Here is a 21,069-nt window from a genome sequence, read left to right on the forward strand (position 1 = left end):
ACAGCGTGAAAGGTGGTGTCATGAGCGCTCAGCCTGTCCACGGTGGCACAGCGGACCACCCCAGGGTGCCACGGACGATCGGCGGCATCTCCAGCGCGCTGCGGGGTGGCCGCCGTGCGCAGTTCTTCGCGGAGCTTCTGGAGGCTCAGCAGGGACCTGAGCTGGACGGCGTGCTCAACGCCTGGTGGGGACGGGCGATGCTCGACACCGACCCCAATCGTGACCGCGTTCGCGCGGCGGCCGAAGCAGGCACTCTGCCCACCACGACCATGGACAAGATCGTGCGCCGACGGCAGGAGCGCGGCGCGAAGTGAGCGAGGACGACAACCTACGGCCCGTGGTGCCGTCGGAGGTCGTGGCGGACACGCTCGCCGACCCGTCGGTCTCGGCGGAACTGTTCTCGACCGTGGCCGCACTCACTGTTGCCATCTGCCAGGACCCCTGGCTGACGGGAAGCGATCAAGTCGGCGCTGATCCCGACTGGCGGGAAATCCTCATCCCCAAGGGACACGGCATTGCCGAGTATCGGATCGACCGGAAGAATCAACAGGTGCTCCTCACCCGCATCGTCCTGTTCTGACGGCGTTGTGAGAGCCTTGGCCGTATGAACCGGCTAGCTGATGCAACGTCGCCGTATCTGCTTCAGCACGCTGACAATCCGGTCGACTGGTGGCCCTGGACGCCGGAGGCGTTCGAGGAAGCGCGCCGGCGCGATGTACCCGTTCTGTTGTCGGTCGGCTACTCAGCGTGTCACTGGTGTCACGTGATGGCGCACGAGAGTTTCGAGGACGCCGACACCGCGCGGCTGATGAACGAGCACTTCGTCAACGTCAAAGTGGACCGCGAGGAGCGGCCCGACGTCGACGCCGTCTACATGAGCGCCACCCAGGCCATGATCCACCAGGGCGGCTGGCCGATGACGGTGTTCGCCACGCCCGAGGGCCATCCGTTCTACTGCGGCACCTACTTCCCGCGGCTCCAGTTCCAGCGGCTGCTGCGTGGTGTGCGCGACGCGTGGGCCGGTGACCGGGCGAGCGTCACCGAGCAGGGGTCGAAGGTGGTCGAGGCGCTCAACGCGCACACGACGCTGCCCACCGGGCCGCTGCCCGGCGAGGAGACGCTGGCGCTGGCCGTACGGAATCTGCGGGAGTCGTTCGACAGGGTCCGCGGCGGGTTCGGCGGGGCGCCCAAGTTCCCGCCGTCGATGGTGCTGGAGTTCCTGCTGCGCTCCGGCGAGACCGAGATGAGCGGCCGCACGCTGGAGTCGATGGCGCGCGGCGGGATGTACGACCAGCTCGGCGGCGGTTTCGCGCGCTACAGCGTCGACGCGGGCTGGGTGGTGCCGCACTTCGAGAAGATGCTGTACGACAACGCGCTGCTGCTGCGGGTCTACACGCACTGGTGGAAGGCGAGCCGGGCGCCCCTCGCCCGGCGGGTGGCGCTGGAGACGGCGGAGTGGCTGCTGCGCGAGCTGCGTACCGCCGAGGGCGGTTTCGCCTCGGCGCTCGACGCCGACAGTGAGGGCGAGGAGGGCCGGTTCTACGTCTGGACGCCGGAGCAGCTGCGTGAGGTGCTCGGCGAGGAGGACGGGGAGTGGGCCACGCGGCTCTTCGAGGTGCGGGGGACGTTCGAGCACGGCACGTCGGTGCTACAGCTGCTCACCGACCCTGACACGGATGACGCGACGCGGTTCGACGACGTACGGGCGCGGTTGCTCGCCGCCAGGGAGCGGCGGGTCCGGCCTGGTCGTGATGACAAGGTCGTGGCCTCGTGGAACGGTCTGGTCATCGCCGCCCTGGCGGAGACCGGCACGGTGTTCGACCGGCCGGACCTGGTGGCGGCCGCCCGGCAGGCGGCGGAGCTGCTAGAAGACGTGCACATGGACGGCGGCAGGCTGCTGCGGACCTCGCGCGACGGGCGGGCGGGCCGCAATGCCGGAGTCCTGGAGGACTACGCGAACCTGGCCGAGGGGCTGATCGCCCTCTACGGCGTGACCGGGGAGACGCGCTGGCACCGGCTGGCGGGCTCGCTGCTCGACACCGTGCTCGACCGGTTCGGGGACGGCGAGGGCGGGTTCTACGACACGGCCGACGACGCAGAACGGCTGTTCCAGCGGCCGCAGGATCCCACCGACAACGCGACCCCGTCGGGACAGTACGCCGCGGCCGGGGCGCTGCTGTCCTACTCGGCGCTGACGGGGTCCACACGGCACCGTGAGGCCGCCTACGCGGCGCTGGGCACGGTGTCCGTGCTGGCCACGGGGCACGCGCGGTTCGCCGGCTGGGGGCTGGCTGTGGCGCGGGCGGCGCTCAGTGGTCCCGTCGAGGTGGCGGTCGTCGGGCCGATGGACGACCCGCGTACGCGGGCGCTGCACCGCGAGGCGTTGCTGGCCGACGTTCCCGGTCTGGTGGTCGCGCTGGGCGACGGCGAAGGCGTGCCACCGGGCGGGCCCGAGCTGCTGGAAGGCCGCGGGCCGGTCGGCGGCGCCCCCGCCGCGTACGTGTGCCGGGGCTTCACCTGCCGGATGCCCGTCACCACCCTGGAGGAGCTGCGGGCCGAGCTAGCCGATCGGTGACGGGCCTAGCCGACCAGTCACCGGCCCAACCGACCGGTGACCGATGACCGGCCTGGCCGACCCGCGATCGGCCTAGCCGACCGGCGACCGGCCGGTGTCGCTCCACCGACCGGTGTTGTTCTCGTCGGGTCCGGTCGTGGGGACGTCCGGCTGGCCGGTGGGCGGGCCGCCGGTGTCGTTCTGCCGCGGCGGATCCTGCTGGGTGTCCGGGCCCTGCGTGGTGGGCTGCTCCGTGCTCGGCTGCTCGGTGGCCTCAGGGGTGGGCGAGGACCACGGGTCGGGTGCCTGGGTGTGCTGCGGTTCCTGCGGCATGTCCTGGCGCTGATCGGGGCGGGCCCAGTCGTCGGAGCCATAGCCGTAGTTCGACGGCTCGGGGAACTCGATGACCGGCTTGCCCGCCATGGCCTCGGTCATGAACGCCCGCCAGACCTGGGCGGGCAGCTGCCCACCGAACTGCACCCCGTAGCCCGGGATCTCCACCGGCTTGTTGTCCTCGCGGAACATGTCGACGGCGACGGCGAGCTGCGGCGTGAAGCCGTTGAACCAGACCGCCTGGGAGTTGTCCGTGGTGCCCGTCTTGCCGGCCACCGGGCGGTCGTACAGCCTGGCCGCGGTGCCGGTGCCGTACTTGACGACCTGCTGCATCGCGTACGTGGTGTCGGCGGCGGCCTGTTCGCTGACCACCTGGGTGGACGCGCCCTTGATCACGTTCTTCTTGCTGTCGGGGGCGGTCACCGACTTCACGACGTGCGCCTCCATGTGGACGCCGCCGTTGGCGAAGGAGGAGAAGCCGGAGGCGTTCTGCACGGCGCTCAGCGAGGCGACGCCGAGCGGGAACGTGGCGGCCGCCTCGTGCTGCTTGAGCTGCGTCTCCGGGATGCCCGCCGCGACGGCGGTGGCGGCCACCTTGTCGAGGCCGACCTTCTGGCCGAGGTCGACGAAGGCGGTGTTGACGGAGTTCTGGGTGGCGCTGATCAGGTTGATCTCGCCGTACGAGCGGTCGCTGTCGTTGGGGATGGGCTTGCTGGCCGAGGCCACGCGCATCGGCGAGTTGCCGTTGACCCTGGTGGACAGGTCGAAGCCGTTGTTGAGCGCGGCGGCCAGCGTGTAGGGCTTGAAGGTGGAGCCGGCCATCACCTTGGCCGAGAAGGCGTTGTCGTACTCGGAGCGGTCGGGCCGCCCGCCGTAGAAGGCGACGACCTCGCCGGTGGCCGGATCGACGGCCGCGAGCCCGGTGCGCACCTTCTTGGGCGTCGAGTCGGGCAGCACGGTCTTGACCGCGTTCTCGGCCGCCTGCATGAGCTTCTTGTCGAACGTCGTGACGACCCTCAACCCGCCGCCGTTGATGTCCTCGTCGGTGTAGCCGCGCCGGTTGAGCTCGGCCGTGACCTGGTCGAGCATGTACTGGGCCTGGCCCTTGAGCTCGAACGGCTTCTTCGGCGCCTTGAGCACCGGGAACGTCTGGGCGGCGGCCTGCTCGGCGGTGAGCGTGCCCGTCTGCCGCATGGCGTCGATCACGGCCTGCCAGCGGGCCTCGGCGGCGTCGAGGTCGGCGCCCTTGGGGTCGGCGAAGCGGCTGGGCTGCTGGATCACCGCGGCCAGGTAGGCGCCCTCGGCCACGCTCAGCTTGCCGACGTCCTTGCCGAAGTACGCCTGCGCGGCCGCCTGGGCGCCGTTGGCGCCGCGGCCGAAGTAGATCGTGTTGAGGTACTGCTCAAGGACCCAGTCCTTGGACTTGGACTGGTCGACCTTGATGGAGATCATGATCTCCTTGAACTTGCGGGTGATGGACCGTTCCTGGCTGAGGCCGCTGTAGTAGTTGCGGACCAGCTGCTGGGTGATCGTCGAGCCGCCCTGGAGCTGCTGCCCGGAGATGGTGGACCACACGGCTCGCGCGGTGCCTTTGACCGAGACGCCGCCGTCTTGGTAGAAGGAGCGATTCTCGGCTGCTATCACCGCGTCACGTACGTGCTGGGGAACCTTGTCCAGCGGAACGTTCATGCGATCGATGCCCTTCTTGGCGAGCACGCTCTTGCCGTCGCGGTAGTAGATCACCGACCCCTGGGCCGTGGCGTCCTTCTGGGTGCTGTCGGGGATCGGGGTCATCGCCCACGCGACGGCGAAAAGCCCTATGGCCAAGAGGATCCCGGCGCCGAAAACGATCAACAGCCGTTTAAGGATTCGCCGCTTTCGCATGCCCTTTTCACCACCGATCCGCACCCAAAACCCCCGATCGCGCCTCGCCAAACCCCCGTCAGCTGGGCGAATGTCAAGGTTAAGCGATCGATAACGGTGCCTCGTCCCCTCCCGCGATAGTACGGCTAGCGCGTTTCGCGCTGGGGAACATTCGCCACCAATGGCAAAACGCGGTAGGGAACAGGTGTGTCGAGGGCGATGATCGAAGAAGTCCTGAGAACACCCTGAACTTCGACGATCTGGTCGATCACCCGCTGCAGATCGGCGTTCGTCCGCGCCACCACCCGGCAGAGCAGGTCGCTGCCGCCGGTGATCGTGTGGACCTCCAGCACCTCGGGGATGTGGGCCAGCCGGTGCGCCACCGGGTCGTGCCCGGCGACCTGCCTGATCTCCATGGTCACGAACGCGGTCACGTCGTAGCCGAGCGCCACCGGCGAGATGTCGGGCCCGAACCCGGTGATCACTCCCCTGGCGATCAGCCGGTCGAGCCGGGCCTGCACGGTGCCGCGGGCCACGCCCAGCCTGCGCGAGCACTCCAGCACGCCCAGGCGCGGCTCGGCGGCCAGGAGGGCGATCAGCCGGGCGTCCAGTTGGTCGATCGTCATGGTGTACAGATCTCCTGCCTTACGCGAGGGTAGGCCGTACATATTGTCTAGTCAAAAAAGTAGCTGTTGCGCAACTCGTCCAGAGAATCCAAGTATTGATGCTATGACTGATGTCTTTCCGGTTAACGGGATGCACGCCGTGGTGTTCGCCGTGGGCAACGCCAGGCAGGCGGCTCACTACTATTCGACCGCGTTCGGCATGCGGCTGGTGGCCTATCACGGGCCGGAGAACGGCAGCCGCGACGAGGCGGCCTATGTCCTGACCTCGGGAAGCGCCAGGTTCGAGTTCAGGGCCTCGATCCGGCCGGGGACCGACCTGGCCAGGCACGTCGCCGAGCACGGTGACGGGGTGATCGACCTGGCCATCGAGGTGCCGGACGTGGAGGCCGCCTATCGGCACGCCGTCGAGCAGGGGGCCCGCGGGCTGGCGGAGCCGTACACGCTGGAGGACGAGCGGGGCAAGGTGGTGCTCGCGGCGATCGCCACCTACGGCGAGACGCGGCACACGCTCGTCGACAGGACCAACTACAGCGGCGCCTACCTGCCCGGGTACGTGGCCGCCGAGCCGCTCGTCGCCCCGCCCACGACCAGGTCCGGACGGCTGTTCCAGGCCATCGACCACTGTGTGGGCAACGTCGAGCTGGGCCGGATGGACGAGTGGGTGGAGTTCTACAAGCATGTGATGGGCTTCACCAACATGGCGGAGTTCGTCGGTGACGACATCGCCACCGAGTACTCGGCGTTGATGTCCAAGGTCGTGGCCGACGGGAGCCGCAAGGTCAAGTTCCCGCTGAACGAGCCGGCCGTGAGCCGCAAGAAATCGCAGATCGACGAATATCTGGAGTTCTACCGCGGGCCGGGCGTACAGCACGTCGCGCTGGCCACCAACGACATCCTGACCACGGTCGACCACATGCGCGCGGCCGGGGTGAGCTTCCTGGACACCCCCGACTCCTACTACGACGACCCCGAGTTGCGCTCGCGCATCGGGCGGGTCAGGGTGCCGATCGAGGAGCTGAAGAAGCGCAAGATCCTGGTCGACCGCGACGAGGACGGCTACCTGCTGCAGATCTTTACCAAACCCGTGCAGGATCGGCCCACGGTCTTCTTCGAGCTCATCGAGCGGCACGGCTCGCTCGGGTTCGGCAAGGGCAACTTCAAGGCGTTGTTCGAGGCCATCGAGCGGGAGCAGGAGCGAAGAGGCAACCTTTAGCTCGCGCCGCCGTTGCCCTGACGGCGCAGGGGGAGTCTGCCCGACTTAGGCTGGATTCTGGTCGACCCGCGCCAGCAGGCTGCGCATGCCAAAGCCGCGAAGACGGTCGTGGTCGATGCCTGACTCCGCGTAGAATTCCTGTCACTTAGCGAAGGGAAGAGCGCAGCCTATGGGGTTTGACCAGCGCAGGGCCGCTTCGCTCGTGGCGCTTCTGAGCATCCTCGCCTGCGCGCCGTCCAACGGCGCCATGGCGCCCACAGCGGCCCGGCCGGTGAGCGGAGACACGGGCGCGCCCGGCATCGGCGACCCCGACTTCCCCCTTGACGGCAACGGCGGCTACGACGTCTCCCACTACGGCCTCGAGCTCGGCTACACGCCGAGCAGCAAGCGCCTCGACGGCGTGGCGACGATCAAGGCCACGACCACGCAGGCGCTCTCGCGGTTCGACCTCGACCTGTCCGGCCTCGACGTGAGCGAGGTCACGGTCAACGAGGAGAAGGCCATCTTCTCGCGCAACGGCACCGAGCTCGGTGTGCTGCCCGCCACGCCGCTGGGCAACAAGGCCGACTTCACCATCAAGGTGAGCTACTCCGGTGTGCCCAAACCGATCAAGGACTCCACCAACCTGGGCACGTTCGGCTTCGTCCCGACGCCCGACGGCGCGTTCGTGGCCTGTGAGCCCGACGGCGCCAAGACCTGGTATCCGGTCAACGACCACCCCGCCGACAAGGCGGCCTACGACTTCGCGATCACCGTGCCCGACGGCGTGACCGCGCTGGCCAACGGCGAGCAGGTCGGCGAGCCCACGACCGCCGACGGCAAGACCACCTTCCGGTGGCGCGAGCGGCATCCGATGGTGAGCTATCTCGCGACGGCCACGATCGGCAAGTTCGAGCTGCGCAAGGGCCGCACGCCGGGCGGCATCCCCAACCTCGCGGCGGTCGATCCCAAGCACCGCGCCTCGCTCGACGACCTCTACAACATCTCGGGCGAGGTCACCGACTACTGGAGCAAGGTCTTCGGGCCCTACCCCTTCTCCTCCACGGGCGGCATAGTCGACGACTTCTCGGCCGGCTACGCCCTGGAAAACCAGACCAAGCCGCTCTACGGCGGCTTCGAGCCCGACCAGAGCATCATCGCGCACGAGCTGGCCCACCAGTGGTTCGGCGACAGCGTGAGCATCAAGCGCTGGCGCGACCTGTGGCTCAACGAGGGCTTCGCCACCTATGCCGAGTGGCTCTGGGCCGAGCACAAGGGCACCAACACCGCCGACCGGCTCTTCCAGACCTTCTACAACCGCGCCGCGAGCGAGCCGATGTGGAAATATCCCCCGGGCCGGGCCCAGCCCAAAGACCTGTTCAACGACTCGGTCTATACCCGGGGCGGGCTGACCCTGCACGCCCTGCGCAAGGCCATCGGCGACGAGACCTTCTTCACGCTGCTGAAGACGTGGACGGCCGACCACAAATACGGCAACGTCACGACGGACGAGTTCATCGCGCTGGCGGAGAAGCTCTCGGGCAAGGATCTCAAGCCGCTGTTCGACGCCTGGCTCTTCCAGCCGACCAAGCCCGCCACCTGACCGCCTGACCGCCTGACCGGCTGACCGCGAGCCTCACGGGCTGACCGCGAGCCTCACGGGCTGACCGCGAGGCTCACGGGCTGAGCGCGAGGCTCACGGAGCGCCGGGCGTGCCCGTGGGGGCCGAGAAGACCAGGACGGACGCCGTGAAGCCGTGCACGTGGTTCTGGCCGCCCACCGGCCCGACCTCGCCGGCGGCGAAGAAGCCCGCGATCCCGATCGGCCCGAGCGTGTCGCGCAGCGCCACCGGATCGTGGTCGGCGGTGCCGAACATCGCCGACCCCCGGCCGTTGCAGGAGAACAGCAGCGCGCCGTCGATCCGGCCGAGCTCCTCCCGGTGCGCGTCGAGCAGGTCGTAGAGGTCCTCGTCCGCCGTGGCCGCGTCGCGCACGTGGAAGCGTACGGTCCTGCCGACGTCCACGACGTCGCCGATGGCCACGGCCTCGCGTTCCGGGTCGATGCCGATCACGCCTCTGATGAGGAAGTCGCCGCGTTCGTGCCGTTCGGCGTACTCGTCCATGGCCACGCCGATCTGCAGGCCGGCGGCGACCAGTTCGCGGTCGTCCTCGTCCAGCTCGCTGACGATGTCCTCCAGCCGGGCCAGGGCCGGTTGGCCGGCCAGCTCCAGCAGCAGGTTCTCCTCGGAGCGGGTGACGACCATGGTCGGGCCGATCGGCCGGCAGCCTTGGCTGACCACTGTGCTGACGCGTACGGAGCCGCTGAGCAGCACGCCGATGGCGCCCTCGGTGTAGACCTCGCCGTCGGCGAAGAGCCGGACCGACCCCCGGCCCCGCATCCCGTTGGCCAGCCCGCCGATCAGCGGCAGATTACCCAGCACGTCCACAGAACGTTCCACGAACGCGTCCGTGGGGAAGGTGTACGGATCGGCCAGCAGGATCGCCACGTGATCCTCCGCCGTCCGCTCCGGCAGCCCCACCACCACGAACCGGTCCTCGGCGGTCAGCGTCTCCAGCGCGAACGTGGTCAGCTCGGCCCCGTCCAGCGTGGCCGCCCACGCGCTCACGGCGGACGTCAGCTCGACCCCCTGCCCGTCACCGATCACGCCGGTGGCGCTGCAGCCGATCACGTGGGCCTCGGGGGCCAGCCTCATCGCGCTCTCCCCCGCCCTGGCGACCTCGTCCGGATCGTCGCCGCAGATGAAGAAGCACACCAGGTCCGCCTCGCCGCTGAGTCTCGACACGGCCTGACCGACAGCACGTTCTGCGGCCTCCACCAGGTCGGGACCCACGGCGAGGCCGTCGGCGAAGCGGCTCGTCATCACAGCCACGGATCTCGCCTCCTCAGCGGCTCGAAGTTCCCTAGGAACCGATTCTCCCCATTAAAGGAACAAGCACGCGCATGAACCGTCACGCAATAGTCAAGATCCGAAATCTCCGCCAGATGCGAAAGTGTCTGCCGCAGTGGTCCCAGGGGACGTAGTCTCGTTCCCGTGCATCAGCCTCTAAACATCCGCGAGCTGCGAGAGAGCGGTCACGTTCATCGCACCGTGAAAGCAGAGGTCCGCGAAAACCTGCTGGCCAAGCTGCGGGCAGGTGAGCCCCGTTTTCCAGGCATCGTGGGCTTCGACGACTCCGTCCTGCCCCACTTGGAGCGGGCGCTACTCGCCGGGCACGACCTCGTCCTGCTCGGTGAGCGGGGCCAGGGCAAGACCCGACTCATCCGCACCGTCACCGGGCTGCTCGACGAGTGGACCCCGGTGGTCGACGGCTGCGAGATCAACGACCATCCGTACGCGCCGGCCTGTACGCGCTGCATCGCGCTGGCGCGGGAGCTGGGCGACGAGCTGCCCGTGGCGTGGAAGCATCGCGACGAGCGCTATGGCGAGAAGCTCGCGACCCCCGACACCTCCGTCGGCGACCTGATCGGCGACGTGGACCCGATCAAGATCGCCGAAGGCCGGACGCTCGGCGACCCGGAGACCGTCCACTACGGGCTGGTGCCGCGCACCAACCGGGGCGTGTTCTCCGTCAACGAGCTGCCCGACCTGGCCGAGCGCATCCAGGTGTCGCTGCTGAACGTGCTGGAGGAGCGCGACATCCAGGTGCGCGGCTACAACCTGCGCCTGCCGCTCGACATCCTGCTCATCGCCAGCGCCAACCCCGAGGACTACACCAACAGGGGCCGGATCATCACCCCGCTGAAGGACCGCTTCGGCGCCGAGATCCGTACCCATTATCCGCTGACGGTCGAGGACGAGCTGGTGCTCATCCGCCAGGAGTCCATGCCGGACATCGGCGCGGACCTCCCCGAGCACCTGGTGGAGGTGATCGCCCGGTTCACCCGCCTGGTCCGCGAGTCCACCGCGGTCGACGCCCGTTCCGGCGTGTCGGCGCGGTTCTCGATCGCGGCCGCCGAGACCGCCATGGCTTCCGCCGTACGCAGGGGGGCGATCGCCGGCGAGGAGCAGGCCGTCGCCCGCGTCTGCGACCTGGCCAGCGTCGTCCACAGCCTGCGCGGCAAGGTGGAGTTCGAGGTCAGCGAAGAGGGCAGGGAGACCGAGATCCTCGCCCACCTGCTCCGCCGGGCCACGGCCGAGACGTTCAGGAGCCGGTTGGGCGGCATGGACCTGTCGCCGCTGACGGACAAGTTCGCCGAGGGCAACCAGGTGGAGTCCGGAGAGCTGATCCCGGCCGCCGAGCTGCTGCGCCGCATCGGCCCGGTCAGCGGCCTGGCGAAGGTCATGTCGCGGCTGGGCATGGGTGAGGGCGAGGAGTCTCCGGGGCACGCGGCGGCCGCGCTGGAGTTCGCCCTGGAGGGCCTGTATCTCATGCGCCGCCTGTCCAAGGACGACGTGGACGGGGTCTCCGTCTACCGGACGTGAACATTCGGGCGGTCTCACACGTCGAACGTGATAATTGATCACGCTGTCGGGGGAGACCGCCCATGCGTCTGCTTGTCTGTGCCACCGCCCTGAGCGCCACCGCCTTGTGCGCTTTCGCCGTACCCGCCAATGCCGCGGACACCACGATCGTGTACGGGTACGCCTGGGCGGCCGGCGCGACCGAAATCCGCATCACGCCCATGACCGCCACGTACCGCAAGCCGCTCCACACCTTCAAGGCCGTCTCCGGCGCCAAGGAGGTGCGGCTCGACTACGCCAAGGCGGCGTTCCGGCGGGTGACCGTCGCCTGCGACCTCAAGGAGACCGAGGGGCGTGTGGCGATCGACCGCAAGGGTCTGGGCACCACCGTCTGCAAGGCCGACGCCTTGACCGACAAGCTGGCGTCCGGGCCCGCGCCGGTCCGCGTCGAGTATCGCGGTACCGAGGCCGTCAAGATCAATGAAGTGCTCGCCAAGTGGCCCTCGCCGCGCACCGTCCGCGGCACGGTCAAGCGGGTGGACGACACGACGGTCCTGTTCACCGGGGCGGGCAGGACGCTCAAGCTCGGCTACACGAACCTGATGTCGTTCGCCAGGACCACCAAGCGCTGCGGCGACGGCTGGCTGGCCGGCAAGCCGGTCAACGCCGACAAGCACGGCCTCGGCAAGAAGGCGTGCCAGAGCCGCTACTTCACCAAAGCCCTCAAGTCGGTCAAGCATCCGGTGCTCGTACAGGTCGATTACGTGCCGGATGTCAACGAACTCTCCGGTGTGCGTGAGGTCTTCGGGGACGCGTAGCCCCCGTTCTCGGGTTAGCGTGTGTTCGTGATGGCCTACCGCTATGGCGAGTACAACGATGGCCCCGACCCCCTCGCCCCGCCGTACGACGTGCGCGCCGCGCTCGACGAGATGGGCGACGCCATCCTGTCCGGCTCCACCCCCGTGCACGCCCTGCGCGACCTGCTCAAGCGCGGGCTGCCCGGGGCCCAGGACCGCCGGGGTCTCGACGACATGCTCAGAGAGGTACGACGGCGCCGCAGGGACCTGCGCGAGAGCGGCCGACTCGACGGCACGCTGGAGCGGGCCCGGGCGCTCCTCGACAAGGCCATCGGCCAGGAACGGGCCGAGCTGTTCCCCGACCCGTCCGACGACGCGCGGCTGCGCGAGAGCGAGCTCGACTCGCTGCCCGACGACACGGCCAGCGCGATCCAGCAGCTGACCCCCTACGAGTGGCGCTCCGCCGCCGCCCGGCAGACCTTCGAGGAGCTGCGCGACCTGCTGCGCCGCGAAGTGCTCGACAGCCAGTTCAGAGGGCTGCGCGACGCGCTGGCCCAGCCGGACCCGGCGGCGATGGAGCGCGTCCGGCAGATGATGTCGGACCTCAACGACATGCTCGACAAGGACGCCAGAGGTCAGCACACCCAGCAGGACTTCGATGCGTTCATGAAGGAATACGGCGATCTCTTCCCGGAGAAGCCGCGCGACCTCGACGAGCTGGTCGACGTCCTGGCCCGGCGGGCCGCCGCGACCCAGCGCATGCTCGCCTCGATGACCCCGGCCCAGCGCGAGGAGCTGGCCAACCTGATGAGCCAGACGCTCGACCAGGCGGGGCTGTCCGACGAGATGCGCCGGCTCGGCGAGTCCCTCCAGGCCCGCCGGCCCGACCTGGCCTGGGACACCCCCGAACGGCTGACCGGTGAGGAGCCGCTGGGCATGGGCGACGCCGTCACCGCCCTGGAGGAGCTGGCCGACCTCTCACAGCTGGAGACCTCGCTCCGCCAGGACTATCCGGGCGCCAGGCTCGACGACGTCGACGAGTCCGCGGTCCGCCGCGCACTCGGCCGCTCCGCGGTCGACGACCTGGAGGCACTCAAGCGGATCGAACGCGAGCTGGAGGAGCAGGGCTACCTCCTGCGCCGCCGGGGCAAGCTGGAGCTCACCCCCAAGGCCGTCAGGAGGCTCGGCGAGACGGCGCTGCGCCGGGTGTTCGCCTCGCTCGACGCGGGCCGGCGCGGCGACCACGACCAGCGCGACGCGGGCTCGGCCGGGGAGCTGACCGGCTCGTCACGGCCCTGGCGCTTCGGCGACGAGCAGCCGATCGACGTGGTCCGCACGCTGGTCAACGGCGTCCGCAACGGCGGCGTCCAGTCCGAATCAGGCGCCGTACGCCTGTCGGTCGACGACTTCGAGGTGGCCGAGACCGAGCGGCGCAGCGCGGCGGCCGTCTGCCTGCTGGTCGACCTGTCCTACTCGATGGCCCTGCGCGGGACCTGGGCGGCGGCCAAGCAGACCGCGCTCGCCCTTCAGGCGCTGGTCGCCTCCAAGTTCCCGCAGGACGCGGTGCAGATCATCGGGTTCTCCAACTACGCGCGGGTGCTGCAGCCGGACGAGCTGGCCGGGCTCGACTGGGACATGGTCCAGGGGACGAACCTGCACCACGCCCTGCTCATCGCCGGCCGGCACCTGGATCGCCACCCCGACTTCGAGCCGGTCGTGCTCGTGGTCACCGACGGCGAGCCGACGGCTCACCTGATGCGCAACGGGCACTCGGCCTTCGAGTGGCCGCCGTCGCCCGAGACGCTGGAGCTCACGCTGGCCGAGGTGGACAAGATGACGCGGCGGCGGGCGACGCTCAACATCTTCATGCTGGCCGGCGACGACCGCCTCAAGGAGTTCGTGGACGAGGTGGCGCGGCGCAACGGCGGTCGCGTGTTCTCCCCCAGCGCGGATCGGCTGGGTGAATACGTGGTGAGCGACTTCCTACGGGTGCGCAGGTCTCGCTGAACGCTGGGCGCTCAGGCGTCGACGAGGGGCGCGTAGAAGTCGAGGGCGACGTCGAAGCCGTCGCGGCAGTTGCGGTGCGAGCGGTAGCAGGGGCGCCAGGCGGAGCTGGCGCCCACGCCCGTGCGGGCGTCGCTCAGCGCCGACGGCACGCGCTCGGGCCGGGGCAGCAGGCCACCCCCCAGGTAACGGACACCGTCGAGCTGGGTGTGCTCACCGCGGCCGCCGGAGACGAAGCCGCCGAGCCGCCACCCGCTCTCCTCGTCCCACACCAGCGCGCTGCCGTCCGCCAGACGGACGGTCGCGCCACGCGGCTCACAGGGGCCCTCCCACCAGTCGGCGACCTCGGCTCCGAGCAGGTCGACGACCCGCTGCACGTAGCCGGTCGGCTGCTGCAGCCACTCGTCGGTATACGGCTCGACATGCCTGATGGCCACGGACGGCACCCCCTTGTGCCCAAACGGTAAGGAAAAAGCGACGGTGGTCAACCATACCGGCGCTGAACTTATTCCGTTGCCAGAGCGTCTAGTCATTACGGACGATATTTACGTCCGACACGGGGAAGGAGGGGGGCTCCATGATTGCCATGATTCTTCTGATCGTGCTCATGGTGGTCGCGATCGCGGCCACCGAGCTGATCATGCGCTGCTCCTCAGAGGGTAAACAGAGTGTCGAGTCCACGGGCGAGATCGTCGGGGACTAGTCTCCTACGCATGTCGCCCCTGCTTCTCTGGCTGCACATCGGCTTCGCGATCTTCACGATCGGCCCGCTCACGGCGGCCACCATGGCCGCTCCGCGGGCCATCCGCGGCAAGAACGTGCCCGTCCTGCAGAACATCCAGCGGACCACCCGGATCTACAGCATCGGTTCGCTGGGCGTGCTGATCTTCGGGCTGGCCGTCGGCATGTCGATCGGCGGCGGCGTGCTCGGCAAGTGGTACATGACGGCCTCGATGACGCTGTTCATCGTGGCCGTCGTGCTGCTCGTCATCATCGACCGCGACCTGCGCGCCGCCGTCAAGGTCCTCGAAACCGAGACCCCGGACGACGCGAAGGTGCAGAACGGCAGGATCGCCGCCATCAGCGGGCTGCTGTCTCTGATCTGGCTGGTGATCCTGTTCCTGATGGTCGTACCGGGTTCCTGACCGAACGACCGGGCTCCTAGCCGAGCGCCTGCGTGAGGTCGGCGAGCAGGTCGTCGACCGTCTCGATGCCGACCGACAGCCGCACCAGGTCGGCGGGCACCTCCAGCGGCGAGCCGGCCGCCGAGGCGTGCGTCATCCTGCCCGGGTGCTCGATGAGCGACTCGACGCCGCCCAGCGACTCGCCCAGCGTGAACAGCTTCGCCCGGTTGCAGACCTCGACCGCCTCGGCCTCGCCACCCGCGACGCGGAACGACACCATGCCGCCGAACCGCTTCATCTGCTTGGCGGCCACCTCGTGCCCGGGGTGGTCACCCATGCCCGGGTAGAGCACCTGCGTCACGCGCGGGTGCGCGAGCAGCAGATCGACGATCCGCTCGGCGTTGTCGCAGTGGCGGTCCATCCGTACACCCAGGGTCTTGAGCCCGCGCAGCGTCAGCCAGGCGTCGAACGGCCCGGCCACCGCGCCCATCGCGTTCTGGTGGAAGGCCAGCTCCGCGCCGACCGACTCATCGGCCGCGATCAGCGCGCCGCCGACCACGTCGGAGTGGCCGCCGACGTACTTGGTGGTGGAATGCACGACCACGTCCGCGCCCAGCGCGAGGGGCTGCTGCAGGTAGGGCGAGGCGAAGGTGTTGTCGACGACCAGCAGCGCCCCGTTGTCGTGGGCCAGCTGGGCGAGCGCGGCGAGGTCGGCGATGCCGAGCAGCGGGTTCGTCGGCGTCTCCACCCAGATGATCCGTGTCTTCTGGGTCATCGCCGCGGCCACGGCGTCGAGATCGCCGAGCGGCACCGGATCGTAGTGCAGGCCCCAGCGCTCACCGACCTTCGCGAACAGCCGGTACGTACCCCCGTAGGCGTCGTTGGGGATGACGACGTGGTCCTGGGGCTTGCAGAGAGCGCGCAGCAGGGTGTCCTCGGCCGCCAGGCCCGACGCGAACGCCAGCCCGCGCGCACCGCCCTCGACCGCGGCCAGCGCCTCTTCGAGCGCGGTCCTGGTCGGGTTGGCCGAGCGACTGTACTCATATCCGGAACGCAGGCCACCCACACCGTCCTGCTTGTAGGTGGACGTCGCGTAGATCGGCGGCACGACCGCGCCGGTAAGCGGGTCAGGCTCCTGACCTGCGTGGATCGCCAGGGTTTCGAAACCGTTCGTCATAGGCCCACGGTAACGGAAGCGGCCCGCGGCCCGTTCCCCAACGGACCGCGGGCCGAGGCGGGCGCCGTCCCCAACCGCGCCCGCGTGGCTCGCGCGTCATGCCCCGCGCGAACCGGGTCTCAGGCCGCTTGAGGCTTCTTCCTGTCGCCACCTGCCCGCGATGCCAGCGGAATGACATCGGCGTCACGTGCGGGCACCTGGATGTGGCGGCCGCTGCCACCCTCCGCGTGCTCCCCGTTGATGCGGGAGAGCAGCACCGGGTCGGCCAGCGCCAGCAGCAGACCCACGACCAGACCGGCACCCAGTAGCACGAATCCAAGGACAATCATTTTCCCGTCCCCCTTCCGGACATACATCAGCATCGTCGACGGCCCCCGCCGCCGCCTCCACTGAAGGGCCGGTCCTCGGCGAGCCTCCTCAGCCGAACGGTCGATGCCCGCCATCCGACTTGCGGCTTAGGCTCCTAGGGGTGGGGGAAGCCAAGCACGTCGTCTATTGGATCCGCCGGCTGAGCGACATCGCGGCGATCGGCTGGCTGGCCATGATGCTCCTCATGGACCTCGCCATAGCCGCCACCAGGGGCGGCGTCCAGTGGCTCGTACCGATCTGCGGGGTCGTGGGTGTCGCGGCCGCCATCCTGCGACGCCGTTTCCGGGTCGAGACGTTCGTCGTCATGCTGGCCCTCTCGCTCGCCTCCTCGCTGGTGATCGCCGTCAGCGGGTTCGTGGGCGTGCCCGGCGCGGCGGAGACCGGCGCGCTGATGATCCTGGCGATCGGCGTGCTGCGCCACGTCGAGCCGGTCCGGCGGGCCGCGGTGCTCGGGGGCGCCGCGCTGGTCGTCCTCATGGCGGAGGGCAGCTCACGCGATCCCCAGAACAAGCTGGCCTTCTCGTTCATCCTCTTCACCGCGTGGACGATGATCGCCGCCGTCGGCGGCTACCTCCGCTTCCAGCAGGAGCGCCGCAAGGAGGCCGTCCATTCCGTACGGCGTGCGGAACGCCTGGAGCTGGCCAGGGAGCTGCACGACCTGGTCGCCCACCACATCACCGGCATCGTCGTACAGGCCCAGGCCGCCCGCACGGTCGCCGACCTGAAGCCCGACGCCGTGCTGCCCGCCCTCGACGCCATCGCCAGCGCCGGGACGGACGCGCTCACCTCGATGCGCCGCCTGGTCACCGTGCTGCGGGCCGAGGACGAGGCCGCCAGGACCCCCGGCACGTCACTGTCCGATCTGCGGCTGCTGACGGAACGGTTCTCGGAGAACGGGCCGCGAGTCGCGTTCGAGATCGGGTCCGGCATCGACGACCACACCCTGGCGCCGGAGGTCATGACGACGGTCCACCGGGTGCTGCGGGAGGCGCTCACCAACATCCGCAAGCACGCGCCGGGGGCCAGTTGGGTCGAGGCCGAGCTGCGCCGGTTCGACCAGCTCGTGATGCTGCGCATCCGCAACTTCGGCTCAGCCGCCGATCCCCGGCTCTCGCGCCTGGGCGGCGGGTTCGGGCTGGTCGGGATGGCCGAGCGGGTGGAGGCACTGGGCGGCCGCCTCTACGCCGGGCCCGGTTCCGACGGGGCCTGGGAAGTGGTCGCGGAGTTTCCCGCGTCCTGAGGCGTGCGCCGCGTCGAACTCCGCGCCCATCGCCGCGCGCAGCCTGGCGGTGATCCGGTCGACGTCGGCCCGCTCGGGGGCGGGCAGCGGCACGCCCACCGCCTCCCTGAGCGCGGCTGCCACGCCGAGCATCCCGGCCGCCTCCCGGTACTGCCCGGAACGACTCCATCGGTCCTGTCGTCCCGCCCTGGTCCGCTCGGCCGTGAGCGACAGCGCGCCTGCCAGCCCTTCCAGGGCGAGCGCGACCGCTCTCGGGTCGCCGGTGGCCTGGGCCGCCTCGTAGCCCTGCCGCTGCCTGGCCAGCGCCGTCGCGGCGTCGCCGCGCTGCTCGGCGGCGAACCCCAGCTCGGCCAGAACGAACGCGATGCCGGGCGTCCCCCGCACCTCGCGCAGCCAGCCGAGCCACGGCGTCAGGAGCCCTTCCGCCCGTACGTAGTCGCCCTGCCGCCTGGCGCTCAGTGCCAGCCCGAGCACGGCATGCTCCTCCGCGGCCTTGTAGGACTGCTCCACGGCCAGCAGTCTGGCCCGCTCGTGGAAGTGGTCGGCCCGCTCGTACCGGCCCGCCAGGAGCGCCACACGGCCCAGCCCGGCCAGTTTGAACGCGACCTCGAAGCCGAGCTCCTCCGCCAGCCGCAACTGCTCCTCGCGCAACCTGGCGGCCTCGGCGTAGTCACCCCGTATCTCGGCCAGCCGGTCGAGCGCGTCCATGGCCTCCAACCGCCCCCACGCGTCACCCAGCTCGACGAACAGCTCCAGACTCCGCCGCCCGTCCCGCTCCATCGCGGCCATGTCCCCCCGGCCGACGGCCAGCTTCGCGCGCAGACTGAGCGCGGCGGCGATCCCCCAACGGTCGCCGAGCGCCTCGTACGCGGCCAGTGCCCGGCTCGCCGCCGCCTCGTGCGCACCATGATCGCCGTACGCCCAGCGCACGTGGGTCAGGAACCAGTCGGCCAGTGCCCGCCCCCGGGCGTCGAGCCCGGCCACCCGCACCGGCGGCGCCACCTCCCCGACGGACAACGCCATCCCCGCCAGCCACGCCGACGCCACAGCCGCCTGACCGGCGGTCAGATCAGTGACGGGCACGGCCGAGGTGACTCCGGGCCCCGGGGTGGCGCTGGACGCCGGGTCGGCGTTGGACAGGGCGGTGGCCAGGGAGCGGCGGGCCTCACCCATGCGGCCACGTAGGAACCAGTACCAGGCCAGCGCGTTGACCAGGCGGAGCGGCTCCGGACCCGACAGGGCGAGCCGCAGGTTGGCGGTCTCGGCGTCCAGGCGTTCGAGCCACTGTCTCTGCCTCGGGCCGCGCAGGTCCGCCCGTTCGGCCAGCGCCGTGTAGTAGCGGGCGTGACGTGCGGCGATCCGCCGGTGCTCACCCGCCTCCGCCAGACGCTCGGCGCAGTAGACCCCGACGGACTCCAGCAGCCGGTACCTGGGCCCGGCGGACACCACCACCAGCGAGCGATCGACCAGACGAGCCAGCACGTCCACCACGTCCACGCCGGGCTCGGCGCAGACCACCTCGGCCGCCTCCAGCGCGCACCCGTCCGCGTGTACGGCCAGCCGCCGCAGCACGACCCGCTCGTGGTCGGACAGCAGGTCCCAGCTCCAGTCGATCACCGCCCGGAGCGTGCGCTGACGTGAGGGAGCGTCACGCATGCCGGAGCTGAGCAGGCGGAACCGGTCGTCGAGCCGCTCGGCCACCTCCCGCGTGCCCAACGCCCGCACCCGTGTCGCGGCCAGCTCCAGCGCGAGCGGCAGGCCGTCGAGCCGCCGACAGATGGTCGCGATCGCCTCACCCACCTCGTTCGACTCACTCGCCCTGCTGGTGGCATCTGTGGGGGTGGCGTTCGGCTCGTTCGACTTACCCGGCCCGCTGGTCGCGTCCGCGGTGGTGGCGTTCGGCTCGTTCAGCTTGATTCCGGCGCGGATGGTGAAGAGGCGTACGGCGTCGGGCTCGGTCAGCGGCGGTACGACATGCATGCGCTCGCCGGTCACCCGGAGCGGTTCCCGGCTGGTCGCCAGGATCCGCAGCCCTGGGGCGGCCCGTAGCAGTGCGGAGATCAGCTCCGCCGCTTCCTCCACCAGGTGTTCGCAGTTGTCGAACACGAGCAACGCGCGCTTGGTGGCCAGGGCGGTCGCCAGCCTCGGCGGCAGTGGCGCGGCGTCGTCGTCACGTACGCCGAGCACGTCCGCGACCGCCTCGGCCACATCCGTGATCCCACCCAGCTCCACCAGCCACACCCCGTCGGGGAAGGCGGGGCTCTCGTCGGGGAAGGCAGCACTTGCGCCAGGGAAGGCGGCGCTGTCGTCAGGAAAGGCGGTGCTTTCGTCAGGGAAGACGGCGCTGTCGTCAGGGAAGGCGGTGCCTTCGTCGAGGAGGGAACGGGCGGTTTCCAGGGCGAGGCGGGTCTTGCCGACGCCGCCAGGTCCGGTGAGCGTCACCAGGCGGGCGGCATCCAGGAGCTCGCGAGTCTGGGCGACTTCCACGTCCCTGCCGATCAGCTCCGTGAGCGGCGACGGCAGGTTGGAGCGGGGCGGCTGGGCAGCGGGCGGAGGGTCCCGCCGGACGAGCGAAGGATCCTGCCGAAGGATCGCCTCCTGGAGTGCCGCCAGCTCGGGCGTGGGGTCCAGGCCCAGCTCCTCCGCCAGCCGCTCGCGCAGCTCCCCGTAGCTGGCCAGGGCCTCGCTCTGCCGACCGGCCCGGTACAGGGCCGTCATGTGCTGGGCGCGCAGGCGCTCGCGCAACGGGTGCCGGGAGACCAGGTCGGCCAGGTCGACGCCCTCGCCCAGGGCGAGCCGTACCTCCGCCTGCTCTTCGAGAGCGGCCAGGCGCAGCTCCTCCAGACGTGCGATCTCCGGACGGAGGAACTCCTCGTCGGCGAGGTCGGCGTACGCGGGACCGCGCCACAGACTCAGCGCCTCGTGAAGCTGGGCGGCCCGCTCACGCGGATCCGCGGCACGCTCGCCGACGAGCTCACGGAACCGGTCCGCGTCCAGCGCGACACCGGGGTGCCCCGCCTCCCGCCAACCCCCGGCCCGAGAGGGGTCGGCGAACGCCAGGCGGTAGCCGGCCGGAGTGTGGACGATCAAGCCGGGGTCACCCAAGGCGCGTCGGAGCTGGGAGACGCGCGCCTGGAGGGTGCCGACGGGATTGCGAGAGGGCCGCTCCCCCCACAGGTCGTTGATCAGCCGGTCCATCGAGACCGGCCCGCCCCCGTGAGCCAGGAGGTCGGCCAGCAACGCCCGCATCCTGGGCTCCGTCACCTGGATCGGGCGGCCGTCGTCCGTCCAGGCCGCCAGCGGCCCGAGCACCCCGAAACTCACCACGTCAGAGACAACCCATAGCGAGGCGGAAGGATTTCCGTAG

The 21,069-nt window shown here is 70.1% G+C and carries 17 protein-coding genes and 1 pseudogene; 11 read left to right on the forward strand and 7 right to left on the reverse strand.

What is annotated here, in order from left to right; all coding sequences use genetic code 11:
• Positions 1-20: 20 nt before the first annotated feature.
• Genes ACIBO2_RS22745 through ACIBO2_RS22755 form a run of 3 tightly spaced genes read left to right on the forward strand, consistent with a single transcriptional unit; the run spans position 21 to position 2,575 of the window.
• A complete protein-coding gene (locus ACIBO2_RS22745; RefSeq protein WP_358541604.1) occupies positions 21-314 on the forward strand; it encodes a hypothetical protein in 294 nt (97 codons plus the stop codon).
• Complete coding sequence (locus tag ACIBO2_RS22750) at positions 311-580, forward strand: hypothetical protein (protein ID WP_358541606.1); 270 nt, start codon at positions 311-313, stop codon at positions 578-580. Before ACIBO2_RS22745 ends, ACIBO2_RS22750 begins: the two co-directional genes overlap by 4 nt.
• Positions 581-604: 24 nt before the next feature.
• Positions 605-2,575 (forward strand): thioredoxin domain-containing protein, encoded by a 1,971-nt coding sequence (locus ACIBO2_RS22755; protein ID WP_358541609.1) that lies wholly within the window; start codon positions 605-607, stop codon positions 2,573-2,575.
• A gap of 72 nt (positions 2,576-2,647) precedes the next feature.
• On the opposite strand, the gene ACIBO2_RS22760 is transcribed toward ACIBO2_RS22755, so the two are convergent.
• Together ACIBO2_RS22760 and ACIBO2_RS22765 are read right to left on the reverse strand one after the other, a co-directional pair.
• A complete protein-coding gene (locus ACIBO2_RS22760) occupies positions 2,648-4,771 on the reverse strand; it encodes a transglycosylase domain-containing protein (protein WP_397298915.1) in 2,124 nt (707 codons plus the stop codon).
• Between the two features lie 125 nt (positions 4,772-4,896).
• Positions 4,897-5,376 carry an Lrp/AsnC family transcriptional regulator gene (locus tag ACIBO2_RS22765; protein WP_357944009.1) on the reverse strand — a complete coding sequence of 160 codons (480 nt, stop codon included), beginning with the start codon at positions 5,374-5,376 and terminating at the stop codon, positions 4,897-4,899.
• A 103-nt stretch (positions 5,377-5,479) separates the two neighbouring features.
• Here ACIBO2_RS22765 and hppD point away from each other — a divergent pair, with 103 nt between their 5' ends.
• Complete coding sequence (gene hppD / locus ACIBO2_RS22770) at positions 5,480-6,589, forward strand: 4-hydroxyphenylpyruvate dioxygenase (RefSeq protein ID WP_358541614.1); 1,110 nt, start codon at positions 5,480-5,482, stop codon at positions 6,587-6,589.
• Between the two features lie 169 nt (positions 6,590-6,758).
• Positions 6,759-8,171, forward strand: a complete 1,413-nt coding sequence (locus tag ACIBO2_RS22775; RefSeq protein ID WP_397298920.1) for a M1 family metallopeptidase — start codon at positions 6,759-6,761, stop codon at positions 8,169-8,171.
• Positions 8,172-8,264: 93 nt separating this feature from the next.
• Here ACIBO2_RS22775 and ACIBO2_RS22780 read toward each other — a convergent pair whose 3' ends face one another.
• Complete coding sequence (locus ACIBO2_RS22780; protein WP_358542257.1) at positions 8,265-9,449, reverse strand: FIST N-terminal domain-containing protein; 1,185 nt, start codon at positions 9,447-9,449, stop codon at positions 8,265-8,267.
• 171 nt (positions 9,450-9,620) lie between these two features.
• On the opposite strand from ACIBO2_RS22780, the gene ACIBO2_RS22785 reads away from it, so the two are divergent.
• From ACIBO2_RS22785 to ACIBO2_RS22795, 3 genes are all read left to right on the forward strand, one after another.
• On the forward strand, positions 9,621-11,012 hold the full coding sequence (locus ACIBO2_RS22785) for a sigma 54-interacting transcriptional regulator (RefSeq protein WP_358541618.1): 1,392 nt from the start codon (positions 9,621-9,623) through the stop codon (positions 11,010-11,012).
• A gap of 62 nt (positions 11,013-11,074) precedes the next feature.
• Positions 11,075-11,809, forward strand: coding sequence for a hypothetical protein (locus ACIBO2_RS22790; RefSeq protein ID WP_358541621.1), 735 nt, complete (start codon positions 11,075-11,077; stop codon positions 11,807-11,809).
• Positions 11,810-11,839: 30 nt separating this feature from the next.
• Positions 11,840-13,795, forward strand: coding sequence for a hypothetical protein (locus ACIBO2_RS22795; RefSeq protein ID WP_358542259.1), 1,956 nt, complete (start codon positions 11,840-11,842; stop codon positions 13,793-13,795).
• Positions 13,796-13,806: 11 nt separating this feature from the next.
• Here the strand turns inward: ACIBO2_RS22795 and ACIBO2_RS22800 are convergent, their stop codons facing one another.
• Positions 13,807-14,229 carry a DUF6292 family protein gene (locus tag ACIBO2_RS22800; protein WP_358541623.1) on the reverse strand — a complete coding sequence of 141 codons (423 nt, stop codon included), beginning with the start codon at positions 14,227-14,229 and terminating at the stop codon, positions 13,807-13,809.
• A 140-nt stretch (positions 14,230-14,369) separates the two neighbouring features.
• Here ACIBO2_RS22800 and ACIBO2_RS22805 point away from each other — a divergent pair, with 140 nt between their 5' ends.
• On the forward strand, positions 14,370-14,495 hold the full coding sequence (locus ACIBO2_RS22805; protein ID WP_263655728.1) for a hypothetical protein: 126 nt from the start codon (positions 14,370-14,372) through the stop codon (positions 14,493-14,495).
• Positions 14,496-14,505: 10 nt separating this feature from the next.
• Positions 14,506-14,937, forward strand: coding sequence for a hypothetical protein (locus tag ACIBO2_RS22810; protein ID WP_397298926.1), 432 nt, complete (start codon positions 14,506-14,508; stop codon positions 14,935-14,937).
• Between the two features lie 16 nt (positions 14,938-14,953).
• On the opposite strand, the gene ACIBO2_RS22815 is transcribed toward ACIBO2_RS22810, so the two are convergent.
• Both ACIBO2_RS22815 and ACIBO2_RS22820 read right to left on the reverse strand, forming a co-directional pair.
• A complete protein-coding gene (locus ACIBO2_RS22815; RefSeq protein WP_358541627.1) occupies positions 14,954-16,093 on the reverse strand; it encodes a cystathionine gamma-synthase in 1,140 nt (379 codons plus the stop codon).
• Between the two features lie 119 nt (positions 16,094-16,212).
• Positions 16,213-16,422: a hypothetical protein gene (locus tag ACIBO2_RS22820; RefSeq protein ID WP_358541630.1), complete on the reverse strand. Its 210-nt coding sequence runs from the start codon at positions 16,420-16,422 to the stop codon at positions 16,213-16,215.
• 587 nt (positions 16,423-17,009) lie between these two features.
• On the opposite strand from ACIBO2_RS22820, the pseudogene ACIBO2_RS22825 reads away from it, so the two are divergent.
• Positions 17,010-17,276, forward strand: a pseudogene (locus ACIBO2_RS22825) (histidine kinase); the annotation flags it as partial.
• A gap of 276 nt (positions 17,277-17,552) precedes the next feature.
• On the opposite strand, the gene ACIBO2_RS22830 reads toward ACIBO2_RS22825, so the two are convergent.
• Positions 17,553-21,029: a BTAD domain-containing putative transcriptional regulator gene (locus ACIBO2_RS22830; RefSeq protein WP_397298930.1), complete on the reverse strand. Its 3,477-nt coding sequence runs from the start codon at positions 21,027-21,029 to the stop codon at positions 17,553-17,555.
• Positions 21,030-21,069 lie beyond the last annotated feature (40 nt).

This window comes from Nonomuraea sp. NPDC050022 (assembly GCF_044460705.1).
Classification (GTDB): domain Bacteria; phylum Actinomycetota; class Actinomycetes; order Streptosporangiales; family Streptosporangiaceae; genus Nonomuraea.